Origin of the sequence: Kocuria rosea (assembly GCF_023715525.1) — a bacterium.
Taxonomy (GTDB): Bacteria; Actinomycetota; Actinomycetes; order Actinomycetales; family Micrococcaceae; genus Kocuria; species Kocuria rosea_A.
The window spans coordinates 1-23716 of record NZ_JAMBOG010000036.1 but is presented as its reverse complement, the minus strand read 5'-3'; the positions used below and the strand labels follow the sequence as shown (position 1 = coordinate 23716).

The 23716-nt window shown below is 74.0% G+C and carries 20 protein-coding genes; 7 read left to right on the top strand and 13 right to left on the bottom strand.

Translation table 11 applies throughout. From position 1 onward, the window contains the following. Positions 1–65 precede the first annotated feature (65 nt). The gene (locus tag M3185_RS16375) at positions 66–1454 is read right to left on the bottom strand and encodes a cation:dicarboxylate symporter family transporter (RefSeq protein ID WP_251334741.1); all 1389 of its coding nucleotides are present in this window, start codon (positions 1452–1454) and stop codon (positions 66–68) included. A gap of 171 nt (positions 1455–1625) precedes the next feature. On the opposite strand from M3185_RS16375, the gene M3185_RS16370 reads away from it, so the two are divergent. After that, complete coding sequence (locus M3185_RS16370) at positions 1626–3257, top strand: sensor histidine kinase (protein ID WP_251334740.1); 1632 nt, start codon at positions 1626–1628, stop codon at positions 3255–3257. Further along, positions 3254–3946 carry a response regulator gene (locus M3185_RS16365; protein WP_251334739.1) on the top strand — a complete coding sequence of 231 codons (693 nt, stop codon included), beginning with the start codon at positions 3254–3256 and terminating at the stop codon, positions 3944–3946. Before M3185_RS16370 ends, M3185_RS16365 begins: the two co-directional genes overlap by 4 nt. Here M3185_RS16365 and M3185_RS16360 read toward each other — a convergent pair. The 3 genes from M3185_RS16360 to M3185_RS16350 all read right to left on the bottom strand — a co-directional run bounded on the left by M3185_RS16360 (position 3943) and on the right by M3185_RS16350 (position 7318). After that, positions 3943–4755: a family 1 encapsulin nanocompartment shell protein gene (locus M3185_RS16360; protein ID WP_251334738.1), complete on the bottom strand. Its 813-nt coding sequence runs from the start codon at positions 4753–4755 to the stop codon at positions 3943–3945. The genes M3185_RS16365 and M3185_RS16360 overlap by 4 nt on opposite strands. Continuing rightward, entirely contained in the window at positions 4752–5162 is a 411-nt protein-coding gene (locus tag M3185_RS16355) for a ferritin family protein (protein ID WP_251334737.1), read from the bottom strand. Before M3185_RS16355 ends, M3185_RS16360 begins: the two co-directional genes overlap by 4 nt. Positions 5163–5350: 188 nt before the next feature. Beyond that, positions 5351–7318 (bottom strand): propionyl-CoA synthetase, encoded by a 1968-nt coding sequence (locus M3185_RS16350; protein WP_251334736.1) that lies wholly within the window; start codon positions 7316–7318, stop codon positions 5351–5353. A 278-nt stretch (positions 7319–7596) separates the two neighbouring features. On the opposite strand from M3185_RS16350, the gene M3185_RS16345 reads away from it, so the two are divergent. Genes M3185_RS16345 through M3185_RS16330 form a run of 4 tightly spaced genes read left to right on the top strand, consistent with a single transcriptional unit; the run spans position 7597 to position 11929 of the window. Beyond that, complete coding sequence (locus M3185_RS16345) at positions 7597–8274, top strand: GntR family transcriptional regulator (RefSeq protein ID WP_251334735.1); 678 nt, start codon at positions 7597–7599, stop codon at positions 8272–8274. A 42-nt stretch (positions 8275–8316) separates the two neighbouring features. Beyond that, positions 8317–9837 (top strand): MmgE/PrpD family protein, encoded by a 1521-nt coding sequence (locus M3185_RS16340; RefSeq protein ID WP_251334734.1) that lies wholly within the window; start codon positions 8317–8319, stop codon positions 9835–9837. Positions 9838–9839: 2 nt separating this feature from the next. After that, on the top strand, positions 9840–10748 hold the full coding sequence (gene prpB, locus M3185_RS16335) for a methylisocitrate lyase (protein ID WP_251334733.1): 909 nt from the start codon (positions 9840–9842) through the stop codon (positions 10746–10748). A 38-nt stretch (positions 10749–10786) separates the two neighbouring features. Continuing rightward, positions 10787–11929: a bifunctional 2-methylcitrate synthase/citrate synthase gene (locus M3185_RS16330; RefSeq protein ID WP_251334732.1), complete on the top strand. Its 1143-nt coding sequence runs from the start codon at positions 10787–10789 to the stop codon at positions 11927–11929. Between the two features lie 85 nt (positions 11930–12014). Here the strand turns inward: M3185_RS16330 and M3185_RS16325 are convergent, their stop codons facing one another. The 8 genes from M3185_RS16325 to M3185_RS16290 all read right to left on the bottom strand — a co-directional run bounded on the left by M3185_RS16325 (position 12015) and on the right by M3185_RS16290 (position 20559). Beyond that, positions 12015–12668, bottom strand: coding sequence for an NUDIX domain-containing protein (locus tag M3185_RS16325; protein WP_251334731.1), 654 nt, complete (start codon positions 12666–12668; stop codon positions 12015–12017). 133 nt (positions 12669–12801) lie between these two features. Beyond that, positions 12802–14526 (bottom strand): CTP synthase, encoded by a 1725-nt coding sequence (locus M3185_RS16320; RefSeq protein WP_251334730.1) that lies wholly within the window; start codon positions 14524–14526, stop codon positions 12802–12804. 68 nt (positions 14527–14594) lie between these two features. Next, a complete protein-coding gene (gene recN, locus M3185_RS16315) occupies positions 14595–16307 on the bottom strand; it encodes a DNA repair protein RecN (RefSeq protein ID WP_251334729.1) in 1713 nt (570 codons plus the stop codon). After that, positions 16308–17378 (bottom strand): NAD kinase, encoded by a 1071-nt coding sequence (locus tag M3185_RS16310; RefSeq protein ID WP_251334728.1) that lies wholly within the window; start codon positions 17376–17378, stop codon positions 16308–16310. Positions 17379–17500: 122 nt separating this feature from the next. Then, a complete protein-coding gene (locus tag M3185_RS16305) occupies positions 17501–18259 on the bottom strand; it encodes a TlyA family RNA methyltransferase (protein WP_251334727.1) in 759 nt (252 codons plus the stop codon). Next, the gene (locus tag M3185_RS16300) at positions 18256–18525 is read right to left on the bottom strand and encodes a hypothetical protein (protein WP_251334726.1); all 270 of its coding nucleotides are present in this window, start codon (positions 18523–18525) and stop codon (positions 18256–18258) included. The genes M3185_RS16305 and M3185_RS16300 overlap by 4 nt, the downstream gene beginning before the upstream one ends. Beyond that, complete coding sequence (locus M3185_RS16295; RefSeq protein ID WP_251334725.1) at positions 18522–19526, bottom strand: HAD-IIA family hydrolase; 1005 nt, start codon at positions 19524–19526, stop codon at positions 18522–18524. The genes M3185_RS16300 and M3185_RS16295 overlap by 4 nt, the downstream gene beginning before the upstream one ends. Further along, complete coding sequence (locus tag M3185_RS16290) at positions 19519–20559, bottom strand: DNA polymerase V family protein (protein ID WP_251334724.1); 1041 nt, start codon at positions 20557–20559, stop codon at positions 19519–19521. The genes M3185_RS16295 and M3185_RS16290 overlap by 8 nt, the downstream gene beginning before the upstream one ends. Positions 20560–21631: 1072 nt before the next feature. Here M3185_RS16290 and M3185_RS16285 point away from each other — a divergent pair. Then, complete coding sequence (locus tag M3185_RS16285; RefSeq protein WP_251334723.1) at positions 21632–22864, top strand: dicarboxylate/amino acid:cation symporter; 1233 nt, start codon at positions 21632–21634, stop codon at positions 22862–22864. 25 nt (positions 22865–22889) lie between these two features. On the opposite strand, the gene M3185_RS16280 is transcribed toward M3185_RS16285, so the two are convergent. Then, complete coding sequence (locus M3185_RS16280) at positions 22890–23393, bottom strand: GyrI-like domain-containing protein (protein ID WP_251334722.1); 504 nt, start codon at positions 23391–23393, stop codon at positions 22890–22892. Positions 23394–23716 lie beyond the last annotated feature (323 nt).

The following is a 23716-nucleotide window of genomic DNA, read 5'->3' as shown; positions in this document are numbered from 1 at the left end:
GTCCCCGCCGGCCCCGGTGGGGGTGGGCGGGGACGGGCGGCCCGGCGCAGGAGCTGCCGGCGGGCTCAGCGCACCGCGGCGGCCTCGGTGACCTCGGCGGCCGCCTTCTCCTGGGAGGCCGGGGCCTCGTGGTGGTGGGCGCTCATGGTGGTCTCGTCGAACTTGTCCTGGCCGGAGAGCACCCGCTCGACCTGCACCAGGTCGAGCTCGCGGGTCCACTTGCCGATCAGCAGCGTGGCGACCGCGTTGCCGGTGAAGTTGGTCAGGGCACGGGCCTCGGACATGAACCGGTCGATGCCGACGATGATGCCGACGCCGTCCACGAGGTCGGGGCGGTGGGACTGCAGACCGCCGGCCAGGGTGGCGAGCCCGGCGCCGGTGACGCCCGCGGCGCCCTTGGACGCGATGATCATGAACACCAGCAGGGAGACCTGCTCGCCCAGCTCCAGCGGGGAGCCCATGGCCGAGGCCACGAACAGGGCGGCCATGGTCAGGTAGATGGCCGTGCCGTCGAGGTTGAAGGAGTAGCCGGTCGGGACCGTCACGCCCACCACGGGCTTGGACACGCCCACGTGCTCCATCTTGGCGATGAGCCGCGGCAGGGCCGCCTCGGAGGAGGAGGTGGAGAAGATCAGCAGGTACTCGCGCGCCAGGTACTTCATGAGCCGGAAGATGTTCACGCCGGTGACCAGCTTCAGCAGCCCGCCCAGGACCACCACGATGAACAGGGCGCAGGTGATGTAGAAGGCGATCATCAGGGTGGCCATCGAGATGATGGCCTGGACGCCGGTCTCGCCGACCACGCCGGCGATCGCGCCGAAGGCGCCGATCGGGGCGACCCACATGACCATGACCAGGATGCGGAAGACCAGCGCCTGGATGTGGCCGACGGCCTTGAGCACCGGCTTGCCGGCCGGGCCCATCTGCTGCAGCGCGAAGCCCACGATCAGGGCCACGAACAGGGTCTGGAGGATGTTGCCCTCGGTCAGGGAGGACAGCAGCGTCGTGGGGATGATGCCCAGCAGGAACCCGATGGTCCCCTCCCCCTCGGCGTGGCCGCCGCCCGTGACCTCGTACTCGGAGCCCTGGATGTCCAGGCCCTCGCCGGGGTGGATGAGGTTGCCGACGACCAGGCCGATGGCCAGGGCGACGGTGGACATCGCCATGAAGTAGGCCAGGGCCAGCCCGCCGACCTTGCCGACGGTCGCCGCCTTGGCGATGGAGCCCACGCCCAGGACGATGGTGCAGAAGATGATGGGGGCGATCATCATCTTGATGAGCGAGATGAACGCCGTGCCGATGGGCTTGAGCGTCTGGGCGAACTCGGGGGCGACGAGGCCCAGCACGGCGCCGGCGACGACGGCGACGATCACGAAGACGTACAGGTAGTGCGTCCTGTCCTTCTTCTGGGCGGGCCGTTGCGGCTCTACGGGTTCCGTGGCGACGGTGGCCATGCTTCTCCTCCGGTGCGGGTGAGGTGGGACGGGCGGGGCCCGGGATCCCGGGCTGCTGTGACGAGTCTCACCGGCCCGCGCCGGCCGTGTCGCGTTGTGGTCATAATGGTCGTGACCCCGGCCACAGACGGGGGTCACGGTGCGGCGACGGCGGAGAGGGAGGGCGCGGGCATGTCCTTGGCCAGGCGCTTCCTGTACCTGCAGCTCGCGGTCGTGGTGCTGGTCGTCGTCGTCGTCTCGCTCATCCTCTTCGCGCAGGCCCGGGACGCCCTGGTGGCCCGTGCCGAGGGCATGACCCGGGCGGTGAGCACCACCCTCGTCGACGACCCGTTCGTGCGCGACGCCGTGCGCTCCCCGGACCCGCACGCCGCGCTCCAGCCGCTGACGGACCGGCTGCTGGCCGACACCGAGCTCGACTTCGTGACGATCATGGCCCCCGACGGCACCCGGTGGACCCACCCGGTGGCCGCCGAGGTGGGCGAGCAGTACCGGGGCGACCGCTCGCACGCGCTCGCTGGGCAGACCTGGACCAGCACGGAGCACGGCGACCTCGGCCCGTCCGTGCGCACCATCGCCCCCGTCCGGGACGACGACGGGACCGTCGTGGCGCTCGTGGCCACGGGGGTGCTGCTCGACGCCGTGTCGGAGCAGGCGCTCGGCCAGCTCCCGGCGGTCCTGCTCGTCGGGGCGCTGCTGCTGGCCGCGTCCTCGACGGTCGCGGCCCTCATGGCGCGGTACCTCGGGGCGGTCACCCACGGGTGGGGCCCGGAGGAGCTCGCCCAGGTCCACGCGCTGCACGACGCCGTGCTCAACGAGGCCACCGAGGGGCTGCTGCTCGTCGACGCCGGGCAGGTGCGGGTCGTCAACGCCCGGGCCCGCGAGCTGCTCGGGCTGCCCGCCGCGGAGCCGGGCGCGGCCGACCCCACCGCCCTGCCGGTGGCCTCCCTGGGGCTGCCCGGGGCGCTGGAGGCGGTGCTGCTGTCCGGGGCGGCCGTGCAGGAGCAGTGGTTCGTGGTCGGCGAGCGCACCCTGATCGTCTCGACGCTGCCGGCCCGCGGCGGTCCCGCCCGGCGCGGCATGGTCGTCATCCTGCGCGACCACACCGAGATCTCCCGGCTGTCCGGGCAGCTGCGCACGGCCACCACGCTGGCCGCCGGCCTGCGCGCGCAGACCCACGAGCACGCCAACCGGATGCACACGGTCGTCTCCCTCCTGGAGCTCGGCCGCGCCGGGGAGGCCCTGGACTTCGCGTCCGCGGACATGGCGCGGGCCCACAGCCTGTCCGAGGACCTCGTCGCGCGGCTGGACGACCCGTTCCTCGCGGCCCTGCTCGTCGGCAAGACGGCCGCCGCCCACGAGCGCGGCGTCGAGCTGGTCGTGGACGTGGAGGCCGGGGTGCCGCGGATCCCCATCCCGCCCGCCGACCTCGTGACCCTGGTCGGCAACCTGGTCGACAACGCCGTCGAGGCGGCCGCCGCCAACGCCGCGGCCGTGCGCCCGGTCGTGGAGGTCGAGATCGCCCGGACGGACGCGGCCGGGGACGCGGGCGAGGCCGTGGCCGTCACCGTCGCGGACACCGGGATGGGCGTGCCCGAGGAGCTGGGCCGCGCCGTCTGGGACCTCGGGACCACCACGAAGGACGCCGGCCCGGAGGGCCGGGGCGTGGGCCTGCACCTCGTGCGGGAGGTCGTCGAGCGGTGGGGCGCGCGGATCGAGCAGACCAACGACGGCGGGGCCGTGTTCACGGTGACGGTCCCGCTGCCGGCCGCGGAGCGCCCCCGGGTGCCGGGGGTCCCGGCGTGACGGGCCCCGTCCGCGTGCTCGTCGTCGACGACGAGCCGCTCACCGCCGCCTCCCACGCGGAGTACGTGCGCCGCTCCCCCGGCTTCGAGGTCGCCGCGACGGCCGTGTCCGGACGCACCGCCGTCCAGGCCGTGCAGGCGGCACGGCGCGGGGACCGGCCCGTGGACCTGGTCCTGCTCGACGTCAACCTCCCCGACATGTCCGGCCTCGACGTGGCCAGGACCCTGCGGGCGCGGGGCGAGTCCGTGGACCTGCTCGTGATCACGGCGCACCGGGACGTGGCGACGGTCCGGGAGGCGAGCACCCTCGGCGTCGTGGGCTACCTCATCAAGCCCTTCACCTACGCCGTGCTCGAGGAGAAGCTCGCCGCCTACCGGCGCTACCGGTCCCTGCTGGGCCGGGGCGGGCCGGTGGGCCAGGCCGAGGTGGACCGGGCGTTCGCGGCGCTCAACGAGGCGGCCCGGCCCGCCGCGCCCAAGGGCCTGTCCCCGCAGACGCTGGCGGCCGTCACCGAGCTCGTCCGGGACGGGGACTGGCTGTCGGCCGGGGAGGTCGCCGAGCGCAGCACCCTCTCGCGCGTCACCGCCCGGCGCTACCTGGAGCACCTGGCCGACCGGGGCCTCGTGCACCGGCGGCCCCGCTACGGCACCCCTGGCCGCCCGGAGCTCGAGTACGGCTGGTCCGGCTAGGTGGTGGCCAGGGCGATCGCGGCCCCGGGGGTGACCACCCGGAAGCTGAAGGTCTGCTCCAGGTAGAGGTGGACCTCGTCGCCGTCGTGCCGGTCGTAGCCCACCGACAGGTCCAGGCCCGACTCGAGGACGAAGTCCCCGCCGCGGAGGCTGAGCACCACGCCGCCCTGCACGCCGGGGGCGCGCACGACGGGCCCGCCGGCGAGGATCCTGCGCACGTGGTCCCACACGAGGTAGCCGCCGTGCTCGGCGGTCCCCAGCACCGCGGCGTGGTCGCCCGGGCCCAGGACGAGCGCGAAGGGCCCGCCCACCCCGTTGCCGAGCAGGGCCTCCACGGCCTGCGCCACCCGGCGGGGGTAGTCCTCGAAGTCCTCGCCCCGCGGGACCGGCCGGTGCCGCGCCGCCTGCGTGATCCCGACGAGCCCGGCCTCCGGCCAGCCGTGGAGGACGGCCATGTTCTCGGCCGTGGCCATCCGCAGCGCGGCGCGCTCGAGGTCGCCCAGGTCCGGGTCCGGCGCCCCCCGGTCGGCGTCGAGCAGCTCCGCGCGGGAGACCGTGAAGGGCGCCCGCACCTCGACGAGGGGCAGCACGCGCCGGCGGTGGACCTGCAGGCCGTCCGGGCCGGGCTCGAGCGGCTCGGCACGGCCCAGGTCCGTCGCCGAGTGCGTCCAGCCGTGGGGGCCGGAGAAGTCCACGACCCGGCGGGCGCCGAGGGCCGGGAGCAGCCGTGCCCGGACCTCGGCGTCGACGAGGGCCCACGCGCTCTCCGGCAGGGGCGCCAGGGCCCGCAGCAGGTGGTCCCCCGTCATGGCCGGCCCCGCAGCGAGCCGATGCCGAGGGACCCGTCCCCGGGCCCGCCGGGCGGACCCGGGGCACCGGCGCGCGCCTCGCCGGCCCCGGCCCCGGCGGCGCCCGCCTCGGCGGCCTCGCCGTGCTCGACGATGTCGCCCTCCCGCAGCAGGACGCCCTCGGCGATCCGGCGCCACCGGGGCGTGCGCCGGAGCAGGAACTCCAGCGCCATGCAGAAGTGCTTGTACTCCTCCCCCACGGCGTCGAGCATCACGGCGCGCGCCGCGGGGTCCTGCTCGACCGAGATCCGCTGCGCGTACCAGCCGATGGCCTCGGCCTCCTCGGTGAGGTTCGCGCACATCCGGGCGAACGTCCGGGTCTCCTCGGGCAGCTCGCCCGGGGGCTCGTGGTACTGGTCGAAGCCCATCCCCGCTCCTTCCGCACGGCCCCGAGGGGCAGTGGCCGGCCGCCCCGGTCCCGCAGGCTCGTGCGGCCAGGGTAGACCCCTCGCCGCCCCGCGTCGCCCCCTGCGCCGGACCCGGGCGCAGTTCGCCGCTTTGTTGCCGCCCGCCCGCGGCCGCACCGGGAACCGTTCCGCGGCCCGGCAGGAGGGCGTCAACGGGCGCGCGGCGGGCGCAGCACCTCCGCCAGGGCGTCCAGGACGGAGGAGTCCTCGATGGTCGAGGGCACGGCGTAGTCCTCGCCGTCGGCCATCTGGCGCATGGTCTTGCGCAGGATCTTGCCCGAGCGGGTCTTGGGCAGGGCCTCGACGACCGCCACGTCCTTGAAGTCCGCGACCGCCCCGATCTGCCGGCGCACGAGGTCCACCAGCTCCTGCCGCAGCTGCTCCTCGGGGGTGTCGACACCTGCCTTGAGCACGACGTACCCGGAGGGCCGCTGGCCCTTGAGCGGGTCGGCGACCCCGATCACGGCGCACTCCGCGACCGCCGGGTGGGAGGCCAGGACCTGCTCCATCGCCCCGGTCGAGAGCCGGTGACCCGAGACGTTGATGACGTCGTCGGTGCGGCCCATGACGTAGACGTACCCGTCCTCGTCGACGTAGCCGGAGTCGCCGGTGGCGTAGTAGCCCGGGAACGCGGTGAGGTAGGAGTCGACGAAGCGCCGGTCGTCGCCCCACAGGGTGGTGAGGGTCCCCGGCGGCAGGGGCAGGCGCAGGGCGATGTTGCCCTCCTCCCCGGGGCCCAGGGGCGCGCCCAGCGGGTCCAGGATCTCCACCCGGTAGCCGGGCACCGGCACGGACGGCGAGCCGGCCTTGAGCGGGAGGCGCTCGATCCCGAAGGGGTTCGCGCAGATCGCCCACCCGGTCTCCGTCTGCCACCAGTGGTCGACCACGGGCACGCCCAGGACCTCGGAGGCCCAGTGGTAGGTCCCGGGGTCCAGCCGCTCCCCCGCCACGAACAGGGTCCGCAGGGAGCCGATGTCGTGGCGGCGCACGAGCGCGCCCCCGGGATCCGCGCGGCGGATCGCCCGCAGCGCCGTGGGCGCGGTGAACAGCACCTTGACCCGGTGGTCCTCCACCCGCTGCCAGAAGGCCCCGGCGTCGGGGGTGCCCACGGGCTTGCCCTCGTAGAGCACGGTGGTCGCCCCCGCCAGCAGCGGCCCGTAGACGATGTAGGAGTGGCCCACCACCCACCCGACGTCGGACGCGGTCCACATCACCTCGCCCGGGCCCACGTCGTAGATGTGGCGCATCGACCAGGCGAGGGCCACGGCGTGCCCGCCGTTGTCGCGCACCACGCCCTTCGGGGTGCCCGTCGTGCCGGAGGTGTAGAGCACGTAGAGCGGATCGGTGGCGGCGACGGGGACCGGCCCGGCCGGCTCGGCGCGCTCCGTCACCGCGGCCCAGGTGAGCCACTCGACCGCGGACCGCCCGTTCGCCCCGGCACGGGCCCGGGCGTCCTCGACCGTGGTCTCGAAGCCGTCCCGCTCGTGCACGACCACGGCCGCGGGCGCGTGCTCGGCCAGCCGCAGGGCCTCCTCGATCGCCGGGATGTACTCGATCCGCCGCTTCGGCTCCACCCCGCCGGTCGTGGTCACGACCACGCGCGGGCGGGAGTCGTCGATCCGGGCGGCCAGCTCCTTGGGGGCGAAGCCCCCGAAGACCACCGAGTGGACGGCGCCCAGCCGCGCGCACGCCAGCATCGCCACCGGCGCCTGGGGGATCATCGGCAGGTAGATCAGCACCCGGTCGCCCTTGCCCACGCCCTGCGCGGCGAGCGCCCCCGCGAAGAGGGCCACCTCGTCCCGCAGCTGGGCGTAGCTGCGGCGCTCCTGCACGCCGAGCACCGCCGAGTCGTAGATCAGCGCGGTGCGCTCGCCGTGACCGGCCTCCACGTGGCGGTCCAGGGCGTTGTGGGAGGTGTTGAGCTCCCCGTCGGGGAACCAGCGGTAGAGCGGCGCCGTCCCGGCGTCGAGGGCCACGGTGGGCCGGCGCACCCAGTCGACGGCGCCGGCGGCCTCGAGCCAGAAACCCTCCGGGTCCTGGACGCTGCGGCGGTAGACCTGCGCGTAGCCGTGGGCGTCGGCGCCCCCGGCCGGCGGCGTCTGGTGGTCGGTGCTCATGGGTCCCTCCCGGGCGTCGCGGTGCCGGTCGTGGTCCGGCCCGCGGCGGGGCCGGGCGGAGGCCGCTCCCGTGCGCCGGCCCCGCCCGTCAATCTAGTGGCGCGAGTCACACTCGGCAAGGATCGTGTATACATGGACGCGACAACGTCACGGTCCGGCGGGAATACCTGGTGAACCACGGCGAACTGTGTATACACTCGGGAACGAGTGTGATCCCAGTCACCCCATCGACCGCGCCGCGCAGCGGCGGCGCGCCGAGCGGCAGCGAGGAGGCATCGGTGCGAGCCAGCGACCGCGCCTACGAGGCCCTGCGGGAGGACATCGTCGAGTGGCGCCTGCTGCCCGGGCAGGTCCTGGGCGAGGTCGAGCAGTCCGAGCGCTTCGGCATCTCGCGCACCCCCATCCGCGAGGCGCTGAGCCGGCTGACCGCCGACGGCCTCGCCGAGGCCCACCGGGGCCGGGGCGTCGTCGTCTCCCAGGTCTCGCTCGAGGACGTCCGGGCGCTGTTCGAGCTGCGGGAGGCCCTCGACGGCCAGGCCGCGAAGCTCGCGGCCCGGCGCCGCGACGCCGCCGTCTTCGACCGCCTGGCCGACGAGCTCGAGGCGGCCGTGGACGGGCTGCACGAGGCGGGCGCCGGCCGGGCGGGGTACTACGAGCTCGTGGAGCGCATGGACCGGGCCATCGACGACGCCGCGGCCAACCCCTACCTCACGGCGGCCCAGCGCTCCCTGCGCCTGCACCTGGCCCGGGTGCGGAAGCTGTCGCGGACGAACCCCGCCCGGCTGGCCCGCGCGGCCGCCGAGCACGCCCAGATCGCCCGCGCGATCGCCGCGGGCCGGGAGGAGCTCGCCGAGGCCGCGACCCGGGTGCACCTCGCCAACTCCCTGCACGCCGTCCTGACCACCCCCGTCCGCGAGTGGGTGGAGCCGGCTCCCCCGCTGGACGCCACCGGATGAGCCCGGCGGCCCCGACCCGACCGCTCCCCGAGAGGAACCTCCATGACCGTTCTCCACCACGTGCGCGTCCACCCGTCGAAGGACGAGCTGCGCCGCGAGGACCAGCTGGCCTGGAAGATGGCCCAGGTCGCGGCGGATCCCGTCGAGGTCACCGAGGCGGTGACGGAGATGGTGATCAACCGCGTCCTGGACAACGCCTCGGTGGCGATCGCCTCGCTGAACCGGGACCCGATCGTGGCGGCCCGCGACCAGGCGGCCGCCCACGCCCCGACGCCGGGCGGCACGGGTGCGGGCCTCTACGGCGTGGACGCCGGCACCCGGAAGGTCTCCCCCGAGTGGGCGGCCTGGGCCAACGGCGTGGCCGTGCGCGAGCTGGACTACCATGACACCTTCCTCGCCGCCGACTACTCCCACCCCGGGGACAACATCCCCCCGATCCTCGCGGTCGCCCAGCACGTCGGGGCCACGGGCCGCGACCTGGTGCGCGGGATCGCCACCGGCTACGAGCTCCAGGTGGACCTCGTGAAGGCGATCTGCCTGCACAAGCACAAGATCGACCACGTCGCCCACCTCGGACCCTCCGCCGCGGCCGGCATCGGGACCCTGCTGGGCCTGGAGGTGGAGACGATCTTCCACGCCATCGGCCAGGGCCTGCACACCACCACCGCGACCCGCCAGTCCCGCAAGGGCGAGATCTCCACGTGGAAGGCCCACGCCCCGGCGTTCGCCGGGAAGATGGCCGTGGAGGCCGTGGACCGGGCGATGCGCGGGCAGACCTCCCCCACCCCGATCTACGAGGGCGAGGACGGGGTGATCGCGTGGCTGCTCGACGGCCCGGACGCCTCCTACGAGGTTCCCCTGCCCGCCCCGGGCGAGGCGAAGGCCGCGATCCTCGACACCTACACCAAGGAGCACTCCGCGGAGTACCAGGCCCAGGCCTGGATCGACCTCGCCCGCAAGCTCAACCGGGAGCGCCCGGAGCTCGCCGACCCGGACGCCGTGGAGCGGATCGTGCTGCACACCTCCCACCACACCCACTACGTCATCGGCTCCGGGGCGGGCGACCCGCAGAAGTACGACCCCACGGCGACCCGGGAGACCCTGGACCACTCGATCCCCTACATCTTCACCGTCGCCCTGCAGGACGGCACCTGGCACCACGTCGACTCCTACGCCCCCGAGCGCGCGTCCCGCCCGGAGACCGTCGCGCTGTGGCGGAAGGTCACCACCGCCGAGGACCCGGAGTGGACCCGCCGCTACCACTCGCTCGACCCGGGACAGAAGGCCTTCGGGGGGCGGGCGGAGATCCTCCTGGCCGACGGGTCCACCGTCGTGGAGGAGATCGCGGTGGCCGACGCCCACCCCCTGGGCGCCCGCCCGTTCGCCCGCGCCCAGTACGTCGCGAAGCTGCGCACGCTGGCCGAGGGCCTCGTGGCCGAGGCGGAGCTCGAGCGCTTCATCGATGCGGCCGAGCACCTCCCCGACCTGGGCGCCGGGGAGCTGGACGCCCTCAACGTCACCGCGGGCATCACCCTGCGCACCGGCACGAAGGGAATCTTCTGACCATGCTGTTCTCCACCACCACGCCCGAGGCCAAGCGCGTGGCCTTCCGGCAGATGCTGACCGGCCCGCGCATCGTGCAGTTCCCGGGCGCCTTCACCCCGATCTCGACCCGGCTGATCCAGGAGAAGGGCTTCGACGGCGTCTACATCTCCGGGGCCGTGCTGGCCAACGAGCTGGGCTTCCCGGACATCGGGCTCACGGCCCTGACCGAGGTCGCGGCCCGGGCCGGGCAGATCGCCCGCCTCACGGACCTCCCGGCCATCGTCGACGCGGACACCGGCTTCGGCGAGCCGATGAACGTCGCCCGCACCGTGCAGGAGCTCGAGAACGCGGGCCTGGCCGGGTGCCACGTCGAGGACCAGTTCAACCCCAAGCGCTGCGGGCACCTCGACGGGAAGAACGTCGTGGACCTCGCCACGGCCGTCAAGCGCGTGCGCGCCGCCGCCGAGGCCCGCCGCGACCCGAACTTCCTCGTCATGGCCCGCACCGACGTCCGGGGTGTGGAGGGCCTGACCGCGGCCACCGACCGGGCGAAGGCGCTGGTGGACGCCGGGGCGGACGCGATCTTCCCCGAGGCCATGGCCGACCTGTCCGAGTTCGAGGCCATGCGCGCGGCGGTCGACGTGCCGATCCTCGCGAACATGACCGAGTTCGGGAAGTCGGAGCTGTTCACCGTCGACCAGCTCGAGGCCGTGGGCGTGAACATGGTCATCTACCCGGTGACCCTGATGCGCTCCGCCCTGGGCGCCATGGAGCGGGTGCTCGACACGATCGCCGCCGACGGCACGCAGCAGGCCGCCGTGCCCGACATGCTCACCCGGGCCCGGCTCTACGAGCTGGTCGACTACCACGGCTACACCCAGTTCGACTCGTCCGTCTTCGACTTCGAGGTCCCCGGCCTGCACGGCTGACCCGTTCCCACCGCACCCGCCACCCAAGGAGACCCACCATGACCGAGACCGACACCGCGGTGCACAAGGGCCTGGCCGGCGTCGTGGCCGACTACACGGCCATCTCCAAGGTCAACCCGGACACCAACTCGCTGCTCTACCGCGGCTACCCCGTCCAGGAGCTGGCCGCGTCCTGCTCGTTCGAGCAGGTGGCGCTGCTGCTGTGGAACGGCGAGCTGCCCTCCGAGCAGGAGCTCGCCGACTTCCGGGCCCACGAGCGCGCCCACCGCGCGCTGAGCCCGGAGCTGAAGGCGATCATCGACGCGCTGCCCACCACCTGCCACCCCATGGACGTGTGCCGCACCGCGGCGTCGGTACTGGGCGCCCAGGACCCGCAGGCGGAGGACTCCTCGCGCACGGCGAACCTGGCCAAGGCGCAGAAGCTGTTCGCCGCGATGCCCGCGGTGGTGTGCTACGACCAGCGCCGCCGGCACGGCCAGGACGTGGTGGCCCCCCGCGACGACCTGGACTACTCCGCGAACTTCCTGTGGATGGCCTTCGGCGAGGAGGCGGAGCCGGCGGTGGTCGAGGCGTTCAACACCTCGATGATCCTCTACGCCGAGCACTCCTTCAACGCCTCCACCTTCACCGCACGGGTGGTCACCTCCACCCTGTCCGACCTGCACTCGGCGGTCACCGCGGCGATCGGGGCGCTGAAGGGCCCGCTGCACGGCGGGGCCAACGAGGCGGTCATGGAGACCTTCGTCGAGCTCGGCATCCGCGCCGACGAGCCGGCCGCCGACGCCGAGGCCCGGGCCAAGGCGTGGATGGACGAGGCCCTGGCGGCGAAGAAGAAGGTCATGGGCTTCGGCCACCGCGTCTACAAGCACGGGGACTCCCGGGTGCCGACCATGAAGGCGGCCCTGGATGCGATGATCGATCACTACGGCCGGCCCGAGCTGCTGGGCCTGTACAACGGGCTGGAGCGGTCCATGGACGAGGCCAAGGGCATCAAGCCCAACCTCGACTACCCGGCCGGGCCTACCTACTGGCTCATGGGCTTCGACATCCCGACCTTCACCCCGCTGTTCGTGGCGGCCCGGATCACCGGCTGGACGGCCCACGTCATGGAGCAGGTCGCGTCCAACTCCCTGATCCGCCCGCTGGCCGCGTACAACGGCCCCGACGAGCGGCACCTGTGAGCTGAGCCCCCGCGGCGCCGGCCCGTCCCGGGCGGCGCCGCGGGTCCGGCGTCGCCCGGGACGGGGACCACCGGAAGGCGGGGGCTCACCGGAAGGCGGGGTGACCGGGCCAGGGGGTGTCGACGGGGCGCAGGGAGCGGAAGCCGCCGGCGCGCGCGGCGTGGGCGGCGAGCAGCCCGACCACCGCCGCCGGCGAGTTGAGCCGACCCTCCAGCACCGCCTGCACGGCGCCGTCGAGCGGGACCCAGGCGCCGTGGATCTCGGCCTCCTCGCCGTCGCGCTGGTGGCGCTCGCCGTCGGGGACGTCGCTGAGCCCGCGGGCCAGGAAGATCCGGTTGGCCTCCGAGGAGGACCCGGGGCTGTTGTGGAAGTCCACGAGCACCGCCCACTGCTCGGCGCGCAGGTCCGCCTCCTCGGCGAGCTCCCGCCGCGCGGCGACGGCGGGGTCCTCGCCCTCCACGTCGAGCAGTCCGGCGGGGATCTCCCACATGGTCATCCCGACCGGCCGGCGGTACTGGTTGATCAGCAGCACCTCGTCCCGGTCGTTGAGCACGAGCACCGACACGGCGCCGGGGTGGGTGATGTAGTCGCGGCGCAGCAGGTCCGCGCCCCGGGCGAGCTCGAACTCGTCCCGCTGCACGTTCCAGATGTAGCCCTCGTAGACCGTCTCGGACGCCACCGTGCGGCGGTCGCTGGTCCGGTCGGTGAGGTCCTCGGCGGCGAGGTGGCGGATGTCCATGGGGTCCTTCCGGGTCGGCGGTGCGGGGCGAACGGGAACGGTCTCGGCAGGGCTGTGGGGCGGGGACGGCGCAGGCGCCGGTCCGGGGGACGCGGCGCCTGCGCAGGGTGCCCGTGCGGCGACGGGCCGGGGCTCAGCGGCCCTCGGCCTGCCGGCGCTCCAGGGCCGCCTTCACCAGCCCGTCGAACAGCGGGTGCGGACGGGTCGGGCGGGACATCAGCTCGGGGTGCGCCTGGGTGCCCACGTAGTAGGGGTGCACCTCGCGGGGCAGCTCGACGAACTCGACGAGGGTGCCGTTGGGCGAGGTGCCCGAGAGCACCAGGCCGGCCTGCTCCAGGCGCTCCCGGTACTCGTTGTTGACCTCGTAGCGGTGGCGGTGACGCTCCTGGACCTGGGTCGCGCCGTAGGTCGCGGCGACGACGGAGCCCTCCCGCAGCTTCGCGTCGTACAGGCCCAGGCGCATGGTGCCACCCAGGTCGCCCGCGCCCTCGACGTACTGCTTCTGCTCGTCCATCGTGGCGATCACGGGGAACTCGGTGTCGGGCTCGAACTCGGTCGAGGACGCCCCGGCGAGGCCGAGGTCGGTGCGGGCGTACTCGATGACCATGCACTGCATGCCCAGGCACAGGCCCAGCGCGGGGATGCGGTGCTCCCGGGCGTAGCCCAGGGCGCCGAGCTTGCCCTCGATCCCGCGGATGCCGAAGCCGCCGGGGATGCAGATCGCGTCGACGTCGCCGAGCTCCCGCTGCGCGCCCTCGGGGGTCTCGCACAGGTCGGAGGCCACCCACTTGATCTTCACGCGGGCGTCGTTGGCGAAGCCGCCGGCGCGCAGCGCCTCGGAGACGGAGAGGTAGGCGTCGGGCAGGTCGATGTACTTGCCGACCATCGCGACGGTGACGAAGTGCGCCGGCTCGTGCACGGCCTGCAGCAGGCGCTCCCACCGGGTCAGGTCCGCGTCCTGGTAGTCCAGGCCGAGGTAGTCGAGGATGTAGGTGTCCAGGCCCTGGGAGTGCAGGGTCTTGGGGATGTCGTAGATGCTGGGCGCGTCCGGGCACGAGATCACGGCGTCGTGGTCGACGTCGCACGCGTTGCCGATCTTGCGCAGCATCGTGTCGGGGACCTGCCGGTCGGAGCGCAGCACGAGCGCGTCGGGCTGGATGCCCAGCCCGCGCAGCGCGGCCACGGAGTGCTGGGTCGGCTTGGTCTTCAGCTCCCCGGACGGGCCGATGTAGGGGATGAGCGAGACGTGGAGGTAGAACACGTTGCGCCGGCCCACGTCCTGGCGGACCTGGCGGGCGGCCTCGAGGAACGGCTGGGACTCGATGTCGCCGACGGTCCCGCCGATCTCGGTGATGATGATGTCGGGCTGGTCCTCGCCCTGCGCGCGGCGGCGCATGCGGCTCTTGAGCTCGTCCGTGATGTGGGGGATGACCTGGACGGTGTCGCCGAGGTACTCGCCGCGGCGCTCCTTGGCGATGACCGTGGAGTAGACCTGGCCCGTGGTCACGTTCGCGGAGGCGTCGAGGTTCTCGTCGAGGAAGCGCTCGTAGTGCCCGATGTCCAGGTCGGTCTCGGCGCCGTCGTCGGTGACGAAGACCTCGCCGTGCTGGAAGGGGTTCATGGTGCCCGGGTCCACGTTGAGGTAGGGATCCAGCTTCTGCATCGTGACGGAGAGCCCGCGTGCCCGCAGCAGCATGCCGAGGGAGGAGGCCGTCAGGCCCTTGCCGAGGGAGGAGGCGACGCCGCCCGTCACGAAGATCTGACGGGTGACCTTCTCGGGTCGCTGGTTTTCGGTCTGCTGTGCGCCGGCCTCGTGGGCGGCTTCGTTTGCATTCACCACGGAATTCGAGCCTATCATCCTTTGCCTCCTCGGCCTCGGGTCCAGTGCCCCAGATCACCGCGGCGGGCCACGGGGACGGATCGCCGTCAGATCGTCGCGTCGCGCACGAGCTCGCGGGCGTGCTCGCGTGCCGCCGCGGAGTCCTCGTGGCCGGCGAGCATGCGGGCGAGCTCGACGACGCGCTGCTCCTCGTCCAGCACGGTGACGTCGCTGACCGTGGCGTCCCCGCTCTTCGTGACGAGGATGTGCTGGTCGGCGAACGCGGCCACCTGCGGCAGGTGCGTCACCACGAGCACCTGCACGTGCTGGGCGAGCATCTTGAGCCGGCGGCCGATCTCCACGGCGGCCTTGCCGCCCACCCCCGAGTCCACCTCGTCGAAGACGAAGGTCGGCACCGGGTCGACGGCCGCGAGGACCACCTCGATGGCCAGCATGAGGCGGGACAGCTCGCCGCCGGACGCGCCCTTGCCCAGGGGCCGCGGCGTCGCGGCGGCGTGGGGCTTGAGCAGGAACGCGATCTCGTCGCGGCCGTAGCCGGAGAACTCCTCCGTGGGGTCGACCTCGATCACCAGCGACGCGTTGGGCATCGCGAGCGCCGTGAGCTCCTCGCTCACCGCCTCGGACAGCCGCCGCGCGGCGGCGCGCCGCCGCTCGGTCATCCGCCCGGCGAGGTCGACGAGGGCGCCGTGCAGCTCCTCGAGGCGCCCGCGCAGCTCCTGCTCCCGGGCCGGGTCGTCGGTCAGCTCGTCCAGCCGCTGCCGGGACCGCCCGGCCCACTCGAGGACCTCGTCGACCGTGGCCCCGTACTTGCGGGTGAGGGTCTTGAGCTTGGCGCGCCGGGTCTCGACCTCGGCCAGCCGGGCCGGGCCCTCCTCGTCGAGCCCGGAGGCGTAGCCGGAGAGGTCGGCGGCGACGTCGGTGACGAGCACGGCCAGCTCCGCCACCCGGCCCGCGAGCTCCTCGAGCTGCGGGTCGGAGGCCGCCTCCTGCGCCAGGGCGCGCTGGGCGCCCGCGATGAGGGCGATCGCGTCGGCGGCGTCCCCGTCGGAGAACTCGCCGCCGCTGAGGGCGGTGTGCGCGGTGAGGGCGGCCGTGCGCAGCTGCTCGAGGTTGGTCAGCCGCTGGCTCTCCTGGTCGAGGCGCTCGTCCTCCCCCGGCTGGGGGTCCACGGCGTCGATCTCCTCCAGGGCGCCCTGCAGGGTCTGGGCCTCCAGGGCCCGTTCCCGGCCGTGCTCGGTGACCTCCCGCAGGGTCCGCTGCACGGCGCGGTACTCGCCGAGCAGCTGCCGGTACCGCGCGAGCTCCTCCGCGAGATCCTCCCCCGCGTACTGGTCGAGGGCGTGGCGCTGGGCGGCGGGCGACTTCAGGCGCAGCTGGTCGGACTGCCCGTGCACGGCCACGAGCGACTGCCCCACCGCGGAGAGGGTCCCCACCGGGGCAGACCGCCCGCCCACGTGGGCGCGGCTGCGGCCCTCCGCCGTGACGGCGCGCGCGAGGGTGATGAGGGCCTCCTCGCGGTCCGCGACGCTCTCGACGTCGACGGCGCCGCCGGCGTCCTCGACGAGGGCCGCCGCGGGGTGCCCGGCCGGGACGCGCACGACCGCCTCGGCCACGGCCTTCGGCGCCCCGGAGCGCACCGCCCCGGCGTCGGAGCGGTTGCCCAGCAGCATCCCGAGGGCGGTGACGACCATGGTCTTGCCCGCGCCGGTCTCACCGGAGAGGATGCTCAGTCCCGGCCCCAGGGGCAGCACGGCGTCGGTGATGACGCCGAGGTCGTGGATGTGGATCTCCTCGATCATTCAGTCGGCCTCCGCGGTCTGGTCCCGGGCTTCGAAGGTCTCGGCGTCCGGGCCGTGGGGCATCTCCCGCCCGACGCTCGAGCGGGTCAGGGCGGCCGGGACGGTGCCGGGGTGCGGTTCCCCGCGGGCCGCGCGCCGCGGCGCGGCGGGGAGCGCGGGCACCTCGTGCGGGGGCACGGGGCCCCGCCAGCCGGTCGTGGGCAGCTCGAACTTCTTCACGAGCCGCTCGGAGAAGGGCGTGCGGTGCATCCGGGCGAGGTTGACGGCCTTCGGCGAGCGCACGACCTCGATCCGGGACCCGGGCGGCAGCTCGGTGGTGCGGCGGCCGTCGCACCACAGCACGCCGCGGGTGTCGGTGCGGGTGAGGACCTCCACCGCCATCATGGAGTTCGGGGAGATGACGAGGGGGCGGGAGAACAGGGCGTGGGCGCTCAGCGGCACCATGAGCAGCGCCTCGACCTCGGGCCACACCACCGGCCCGCCCGCGGAGAACGCGTAGGCGGTGGAACCGGTGGGGGTCGCGAGGACCACCCCGTCGCACCCGAACGTGCTCAGCGGCCGGCGGTCGACCTCGATGACCACCTCGATCATCTTCTCGCGGTTGCCCTTCTCGACCGAGGCCTCGTTGAGGGCCCAGGTGTGCAGGACCTTCTTCTCGTCCTGCCACACGGTGATGTCGATCGCCATGCGCTGCTCGACGGTGTAGCGCCCGTCCACGATGGCCTCGACCGTCGAGGCGAGGTCGGAGCGCTCGCTCTCCGCGAGGAAGCCGACGTGGCCGAGGTTCACGCCCAGCAGCGGCGTGTCCACGCTGCGCACGAGCTCGGCGGCCCGCAGGATGGACCCGTCCCCGCCGAGGACCATGACGAGCTCGATCTCGCGCAGGGAGACGTCCTCCTCGATGATCTCCACCGGCGCGAGCGGCTCGGCGTCGTCGAGCAGGGCCTCGAGGTCGGTCCGGGAGATCACCGGGACCAGTCCCGCCTCGTGCAGCTGCAGGCAGGACTCGCGCGCGGCGTCCTTGGCCTCGCGCCGGCCCGTGTGGGCCATGACCAGAATCTTCCTGCTCACGGGTCCTCCCGTCCTCCGCCGTTCGGGGCACTCGGGCGCCCTCCCGGCCGGGGACGGCCGGCGGCGCACGCCGTGCCCGCGGACCGGGCACCGCTCACCACCCTACGCGAGGCCGGGGACAGTCAGGACGCCGCCGGGCCGGTCCCCTCCCGGCGGCACCACAGGAAGAACTCGTGGTTGCCGTCCTGGCCCGGCAGGGGGCTGCGCTGCCGGCCGAGGACGCTCAGCCCGTGCGCCCGGGCCGCCTCGGTGACCGCGTCGACGGCGCGGGCGCGCTCGGCCTCGCTGGTGACCACGCCGGTGCGGGCCAGCCGGTCGGCGCCGACCTCGAACTGCGGCTTGACCATCAGCACGAGGTCACCGCCCGGCACGGTCGCGGCCGCGAGCGGGCCGACCACCAGGGTCAGGGAGATGAACGAGAGGTCGCACACGGTCAGCTGCGCCGGGCCGCCGACTTCCTCGGGGCGCAGCCAGCGCACGTTCATGCCCTCGAACACGTGCACGCGGGGGTCCTCCCGCAGCGAGGGGACGAGCTGGTCGTGGCCGACGTCGACGGCCACGACCTCGCGGGCGCCCGCGCGCAGCAGCACGTCGGTGAACCCGCCCGTCGAGGCGCCGGCGTCCAAGCAGCGCTTCCCGGCCACGGTGATCCCCGGGAAGGCCGCGAGCGCGCCGGCGAGCTTGTGCCCGGCGCGGCTCACGTAGTCGGGGGTGCCGGCGGACCGGACCTCCAGGCGGTCGTCGGCGTCGACGCGGGCGGAGGGCTTGGTCGCCGGCGTGCCGTTGACCAGCACGCGCCCCTCGGCGATCCAGCGGGCGGCCACCGTGCGCGAGCGCGCCAGCTCCCGGGTGGTCAGCTCCTGGTCCAGGCGCGGGCTCATCGCTCCCCCGCGTCCCGCGCCGGGCCGGCGGGCGGCGGGACGGGGCCCGCGGGGACGGTCTCCGGCTCCGCGCTCAGCTCGGCGGCCAGCTGAGCGTGCACGGCCTCGTACAGGTCGGCGTGCTCCGCGACGGGCGTCGCGGCCAGCGCGGCCGCCCGCGCCAGGACGGCGTCGACCCGCGCGTGGCCCGTCGGGCGCACGGCGGGGGCCTCGTCCGCCGCCTCCCCGGCCACCGGCCGCTCCGGGGCGTCGGAGCGGTCCGTCACCGGGCGGTCCCCCACTCGAGCCGCGGGGCCAGGGGGGCGTCCGTGTCGGGATGGGCGGCCCACCACGCCGCGCACGCGGCGCGCCAGGCGTCCAGGTCCTCCGGGGAGCCGTGGACCCGCAGGACCGTGCCGTCGGTCTCCGCCGTGGCGGACCCGCAGCTGGCGCGCTGCTCGCCGACCCCGGCCGCCACCTCGACCTCGGGGTACGGCTGGAAGAGCCCGTCGAGGTCCGCCACGACGTAGGCGGGGCGCTCGGCCGTGCGGGCGGCGAGGATGCTCTCGAGGGTGTCGACGCCGGTGAGCACGGCGACGGTCGCGAAGCCGGCCCGGTTGCCGCCGAGGACGTCGGTGTCCAGCCGGTCCCCGACGACCACGGGCCGCGTGCTGCCGACCCGCTCCGCGGCCGTGCGGAAGATCGGGGCCTCGGGCTTGCCCGCGACCTCGGGGGTGCGTCCGGTCGCCGCGGCCACCGCGGCCACCAGGGCCCCGTTGCCGGGAGCCATGCCGCGCTCCTTGGGGATGGTCAGATCGGTGTTCGTCGCCACCCACAGCACGTCCGGATCGGCGAGGGTGTAGGACGCCTCGGCCAGCTCCGTCCAGCGCAGCTGCGGATCGATGCCCTGGATCACCGCGCGGGGGGCCTCGGCCTGCGTGCGCACCGGCTGCAGGCCCGCGGCCGCCACGACGTCGACGAGCGCCTGCGCCCCGGTGACGAGTACCGGCGTCCCGCCGGGCAGCCGCTCGGCGAGCAGGGCGGCGCCCGCCTGGGCGGAGCTGACGACGGCGTCGGGCCCGGTGGGGATGCCGAGCTCCGTCAGGTGCTCGGCCACGGTGTCCACCGACCGGGACGCGTTGTTGGTCACGTAGACGACCGGTACGCCCTGCCCGGTGGCCCGCCGCAGGTTCTCCGGGGCGCCGGGGACCGCGTGGTCACCCGCGTAGACGACGCCGTCCAGGTCGCTGAGGACAGCGTCGAAGCGGTCGAGGAGCGGTTCAGCCATGCCGCGGGTCGTCCTCCGCGTCGCCCGCACCGTCGGCGATGTCGGCGTCGTCGTCGGGGTCCAGGTCCTCCTCGCTCCCGCCCTCGAAGTCGTCGTCGGGGTCGAGGTCCTCCTCCGACCCCGCGGACTCCTCCTGGTCCTCGTCGGCACCGTCGTCGGCACCCTCCTCGGCGCCCTCGTCGAGCACGTCGTCGGACTCGTCGTCCGGGTGGTCCTCCAGGTCGCCGTCCGCGCGCCGGCCGGCGGGGAGCGCCGCCGCGGCCGTCCCGGCAGCCGCCTCGTCCGGCGCGGCGGGGTCCTCGGCGTCGGCGAGCACGACGCCGGTCTCCTCCGCCGCCTCGGGCTCCTCGCCCACGAGGTCGAAGATCTCCGGCTCGGCGAACTGGCCCGTGCCCAGGGCCGCCTCGGCCACCACGGCCTGGCGGTCCCAGGTCAGGGCCTCCCGGTCGCGGCCCACGCCGCGCAGCGCCTCGGCGTAGGCGCGGAACAGCCGGGGACTGTACGAGAAGCCCCGGTTCTTGTCGAGCTGCGGGATCGTGAGGGCGTCGACCGCCCCCTGGGCGTCGCCCTGGTCGCGGCGCATGCCCGCGAGCACGATCGACAGCTCGACCTTCTCGGCGGCGTCCAGGCCCTGCGCGGCCTCGGAGGTGGCCAGCTCGACGGCCTTGTCCAGCCGCCCGAGGGCCCGCTCGCAGTCGACCATGAGGGGCAGGTGGACCTCGGAGCCGGTCATCCGCCGGAAGGTGCGCAGCTCCTTGAGGGCCAGGGACCAGTCCTCCGCCTCGTAGGCCGCGATGCCCGTGGCCTCGCGGACCGCGGCGATGCGTCCGCCCCGGCGACCGGCGGCAAGGGCGTGCTCGAGCGCGAGCTCGGGGTCGTCCAGCAGGTAGCGACCGGCCATCACCAGGTGCATGGCGACGGCCTCCGCGTTGCGCGGCTCGAGCGCGCCCAGCTGTGCGCGCGTCGGCTTGTCCAGCTCCCGCCCGGTGACGTCCTCGTCGATCTCCGGCGCCCGGTGCCGGTGGGTCGACACGTCGGTGCGGTCGCCGTAACCACCGCGCCGGTCGTCACGGCGGTCGTCACGGCGGTCGGGGAAACCACCGCGCCGCTCGCCCTGACCCGGCCGCTCATCACGCCCGCGGCCACCGTAGCCCGCACCCCGGCGGTCGTCACGGCCGCCCCGGTAGCCCTCGCCCTCACGACGAGGACCCCGCTCACCCGAGCCTGCGCCCCGGCGGTCGTCCCGGCGGTCGCCGTACGCTCCGCGCCGGTCGTCACGCCGGTCGGAGAAACCACCGCGCCGCTCGCCCTGACCCGACCGCTCATCGCGTCCACGGTCGCCGTAGCCACCGCGCCGGTCGTCACGCCGATCGCCCTGGGCCGGACGGTCCTCCCGGCGGCGGTCACCGTACGCTCCGCGCCGGTCGTCACGCCGGTCGGAGAAACCACCGCGCCGCTCGCCCTGACCCGACCGCTCGTCACGGCGGTCGTCGCGGCCGCCCCGGTAGCCCTCGCCCTCACGACGAGGACCCCGCTCACCCGAGCCTGCGCCCCGGCGGTCATCCCGGCGGTCGCCGTACGCTCCGCGCCGGTCGTCACGCCGGTCGGAGAAACCACCGCGCCGCTCGCCCTGACCCGACCGCTCATCGCGTCCACGGTCGCCGTAGCCACCGCGCCGGTCGTCACGGCGCTCGCCCTGGGCCGGACGGTCCTCCCTCCGACGGTCGCCGTAGGAGCGTCCGCCGCTGTCGCCGCCGGTCCGTCCCGTAGAGCGGTCGCCCTCACGGTCGTCGCGGGAGAAGCTGCGCCGGCCGTCGTCGTACCGGCGCCGCGGCGCCCCGCCCGACCGGTCGCCGTCGCGTTCGGCGCCTCCGCCGGACCGGCGCGGGCCGGTGTTTCCGTTCCGGTGCTCGTCCCGGGAACCGTGCTGGAAAGACTCGGACACGTACCGCTCCTCTGTGCCGGCCGGCGGGCGGACGGCGTTCGTGGCTGTGGGCGGTCACCGCACAGCGGTCCGCCCTTTTTGATCGTCCCTCATTCTAGAGGAGGGGCGCACTCGCCGGTGCGGTCCCGACGGGCCCCTCCGAGGGCCGATAATTGAGCCCATGACCAAGAAACCCCTCACGTCCCACCTGCTGGTGCGCGTGCTCCTCGGCATCGTTCTGGGCATCGTCTGCGGGCTGATCTTCCCCGAACCGCTCGCCCGAGTGTTCCTCACCTTCAACGGCCTGTTCAGTGCCTTCCTGGGCTTCATCGTCCCGCTGCTGATCCTCGGCCTCGTCACCCCCGCCATCGCAGACCTCGGCCGGGGGGCGGGCAAGTGGCTCGGCATCACCGCGGCCATCGCATACGCCTCCACCGTGTTCTCCGGGATCCTCGCCTTCCTCGTCGCCCGCGGCACCTTCCCCTGGCTGCTCGGTGGGGAGCGCGAGGTCAATGCGCTGGCGAACCCGGAGGAGACAGCGCTCACGGGCTTCTTCAGCCTCGAGCTGGCGCCGGTCTTCGACGTGATGACCGCGCTCGTGCTCTCGTTCTGCCTGGGCGTGGGGATCACCCTCATCCGCGGGGAGACCCTGCACAAGGCCATGGACGATCTGCGCGGGATCATCATGCGCATCGTCGAACTGGTGATCATTCCCCTGCTGCCGCTCTACATCTTCGGCATGTTCATGAACCTCACCATGAACGGACAGATCCTCACCGTCATCACCACTTTCCTCAAGGTCGTGGTGCTGGCGTTCGCGCTCACGATCGTGCTGCTGCTCGTGCAGTACGTCATCGCCGGCGCGTACACCCGCCGCAACCCCTTGACGATGCTGAGGAACATGCTGCCCGCCTACGTGACGGCACTCGGCACGTCGTCGTCCGCGGCCACGATCCCCGTCACCCTCAGGTGCGCGGAGGCCAACGGCATCAGCAAGCCCGTGGCAGGCTTCGTCATCCCGCTGGCGGCGACGATCCACCTGGCCGGCTCCACCCTGAAGATCGTGCTGTTCTCGCTCGCCATCATGACCATCACGGGCATGCCGATCGACAACCTGGGCTACCTCGGGTTCATCCTCATGCTCGGCATCACCATGGTCGCCGCGCCGGGCGTGCCCGGCGGCGCCATCATGGCCGCCGTCGGTGTGCTGCAGAGCATGCTCGGTTTCGACGACACCGCTGTCGCCCTCATGATCGCCACCTACATCGCAATCGACTCCTTCGGCACCGCGACCAACGTGACCGGTGACGGCGCCATCGCCGCGGTCATGGACAAGATCGTCGGCCGGCGCGCGAAGGCCCTCGTCACCACCGATGAGCACGAGGCGCGGGAGGACACCGTTCTCGAGCCCTGATCTCCGGACCGTCCCTGGGCACCGCTCAGGGCTGCGCGGCCCAGTACAGTTCCGTCACCATGTCCCGCGGATCGTCCCCCGGGTGCGGCTCGGTCACGTACACCTCCCACAGCGGCGCCCCCAGAGTGATGCCCTGGTCCTCGGCCCAGGCACGCAGACGCGCCCACGCCTCCCCGAGGCCGTCGTAGTTCCCGTGGTGCACGGCGGTCACCGCCCGCGTCGCGGGCAGTCTCCCGGCGACGACGGCGCCCGCCGGTGCGACCGGCTCCCGCACGACGAACCCGACCTCGAGGTCGACGGTCTCCGCCGGCGCGGACCGGTACAGCGCCAGGGCCGGGCCTGCGGGCACCACGTCGCCGGCGGCCATCCGTTCGCCCAGTTCCCTGAAGGCGCTGTCGAAGAATCCGCGCAGCTCCTCCAGCCGGACCGAGCCGACCACGACGGCGAGGGGCTGCTCGTCCACGTCCACGAGCCGCGGGGCCGCCGTATCATCGGCCCCGTCCGTCCTGTTCTCGGTATGTGCGTCCATGGCGCCATTGTCCGCCCTGGACCGTCGTACGCACCGCAGATGACGTCGTGGACCCTCCGGACAGCGGGACCCGGGTGTGGGGAAGGGCCCTGTCGGGGTGGCCTGCGGGGCCTGTGGAGTGGGGGTGCCGGCTGGGCGTGCGTGGTAGCCGGTGCATGTGGCGCAGCACTCACCGCGCAGGTGTGAGTCATCCGGGGTGGGTGGTTAAGGTGGGGAGCCCCCGCACCGTGTGGTGCGGGGGCTCGACCCTTCTGGTGTGGTCCGGCGGTGTCCTACTCTCCCACACCCTTCCGGGTGCAGTACCATCGGCGCTGTGGGTCTTA

Bases quoted from the DNA above. Each gene is read 5' to 3' on its own strand.
- M3185_RS16375 (WP_251334741.1), bottom strand. From the start codon at position 1,454: ATGGCCACCGTCGCCACGGAACCCGTAGAGCCGCAACGGCCCGCCCAG.
- M3185_RS16370 (WP_251334740.1), top strand. From the start codon at position 1,626: ATGTCCTTGGCCAGGCGCTTCCTGTACCTGCAGCTCGCGGTCGTGGTG.
- M3185_RS16360 (WP_251334738.1), bottom strand. From the start codon at position 4,755: ATGACGGGGGACCACCTGCTGCGGGCCCTGGCGCCCCTGCCGGAGAGC.
- M3185_RS16355 (WP_251334737.1), bottom strand. From the start codon at position 5,162: ATGGGCTTCGACCAGTACCACGAGCCCCCGGGCGAGCTGCCCGAGGAG.
- M3185_RS16350 (WP_251334736.1), bottom strand. From the start codon at position 7,318: ATGAGCACCGACCACCAGACGCCGCCGGCCGGGGGCGCCGACGCCCAC.
- M3185_RS16340 (WP_251334734.1), top strand. From the start codon at position 8,317: ATGACCGTTCTCCACCACGTGCGCGTCCACCCGTCGAAGGACGAGCTG.
- prpB (WP_251334733.1), top strand. From the start codon at position 9,840: ATGCTGTTCTCCACCACCACGCCCGAGGCCAAGCGCGTGGCCTTCCGG.
- M3185_RS16330 (WP_251334732.1), top strand. From the start codon at position 10,787: ATGACCGAGACCGACACCGCGGTGCACAAGGGCCTGGCCGGCGTCGTG.
- M3185_RS16325 (WP_251334731.1), bottom strand. From the start codon at position 12,668: ATGGACATCCGCCACCTCGCCGCCGAGGACCTCACCGACCGGACCAGC.
- M3185_RS16320 (WP_251334730.1), bottom strand. From the start codon at position 14,526: ATGATAGGCTCGAATTCCGTGGTGAATGCAAACGAAGCCGCCCACGAG.
- recN (WP_251334729.1), bottom strand. From the start codon at position 16,307: ATGATCGAGGAGATCCACATCCACGACCTCGGCGTCATCACCGACGCC.
- M3185_RS16305 (WP_251334727.1), bottom strand. From the start codon at position 18,259: ATGAGCCCGCGCCTGGACCAGGAGCTGACCACCCGGGAGCTGGCGCGC.
- M3185_RS16295 (WP_251334725.1), bottom strand. From the start codon at position 19,526: ATGGCTGAACCGCTCCTCGACCGCTTCGACGCTGTCCTCAGCGACCTG.
- M3185_RS16285 (WP_251334723.1), top strand. From the start codon at position 21,632: ATGACCAAGAAACCCCTCACGTCCCACCTGCTGGTGCGCGTGCTCCTC.
- M3185_RS16280 (WP_251334722.1), bottom strand. From the start codon at position 23,393: ATGGACGCACATACCGAGAACAGGACGGACGGGGCCGATGATACGGCG.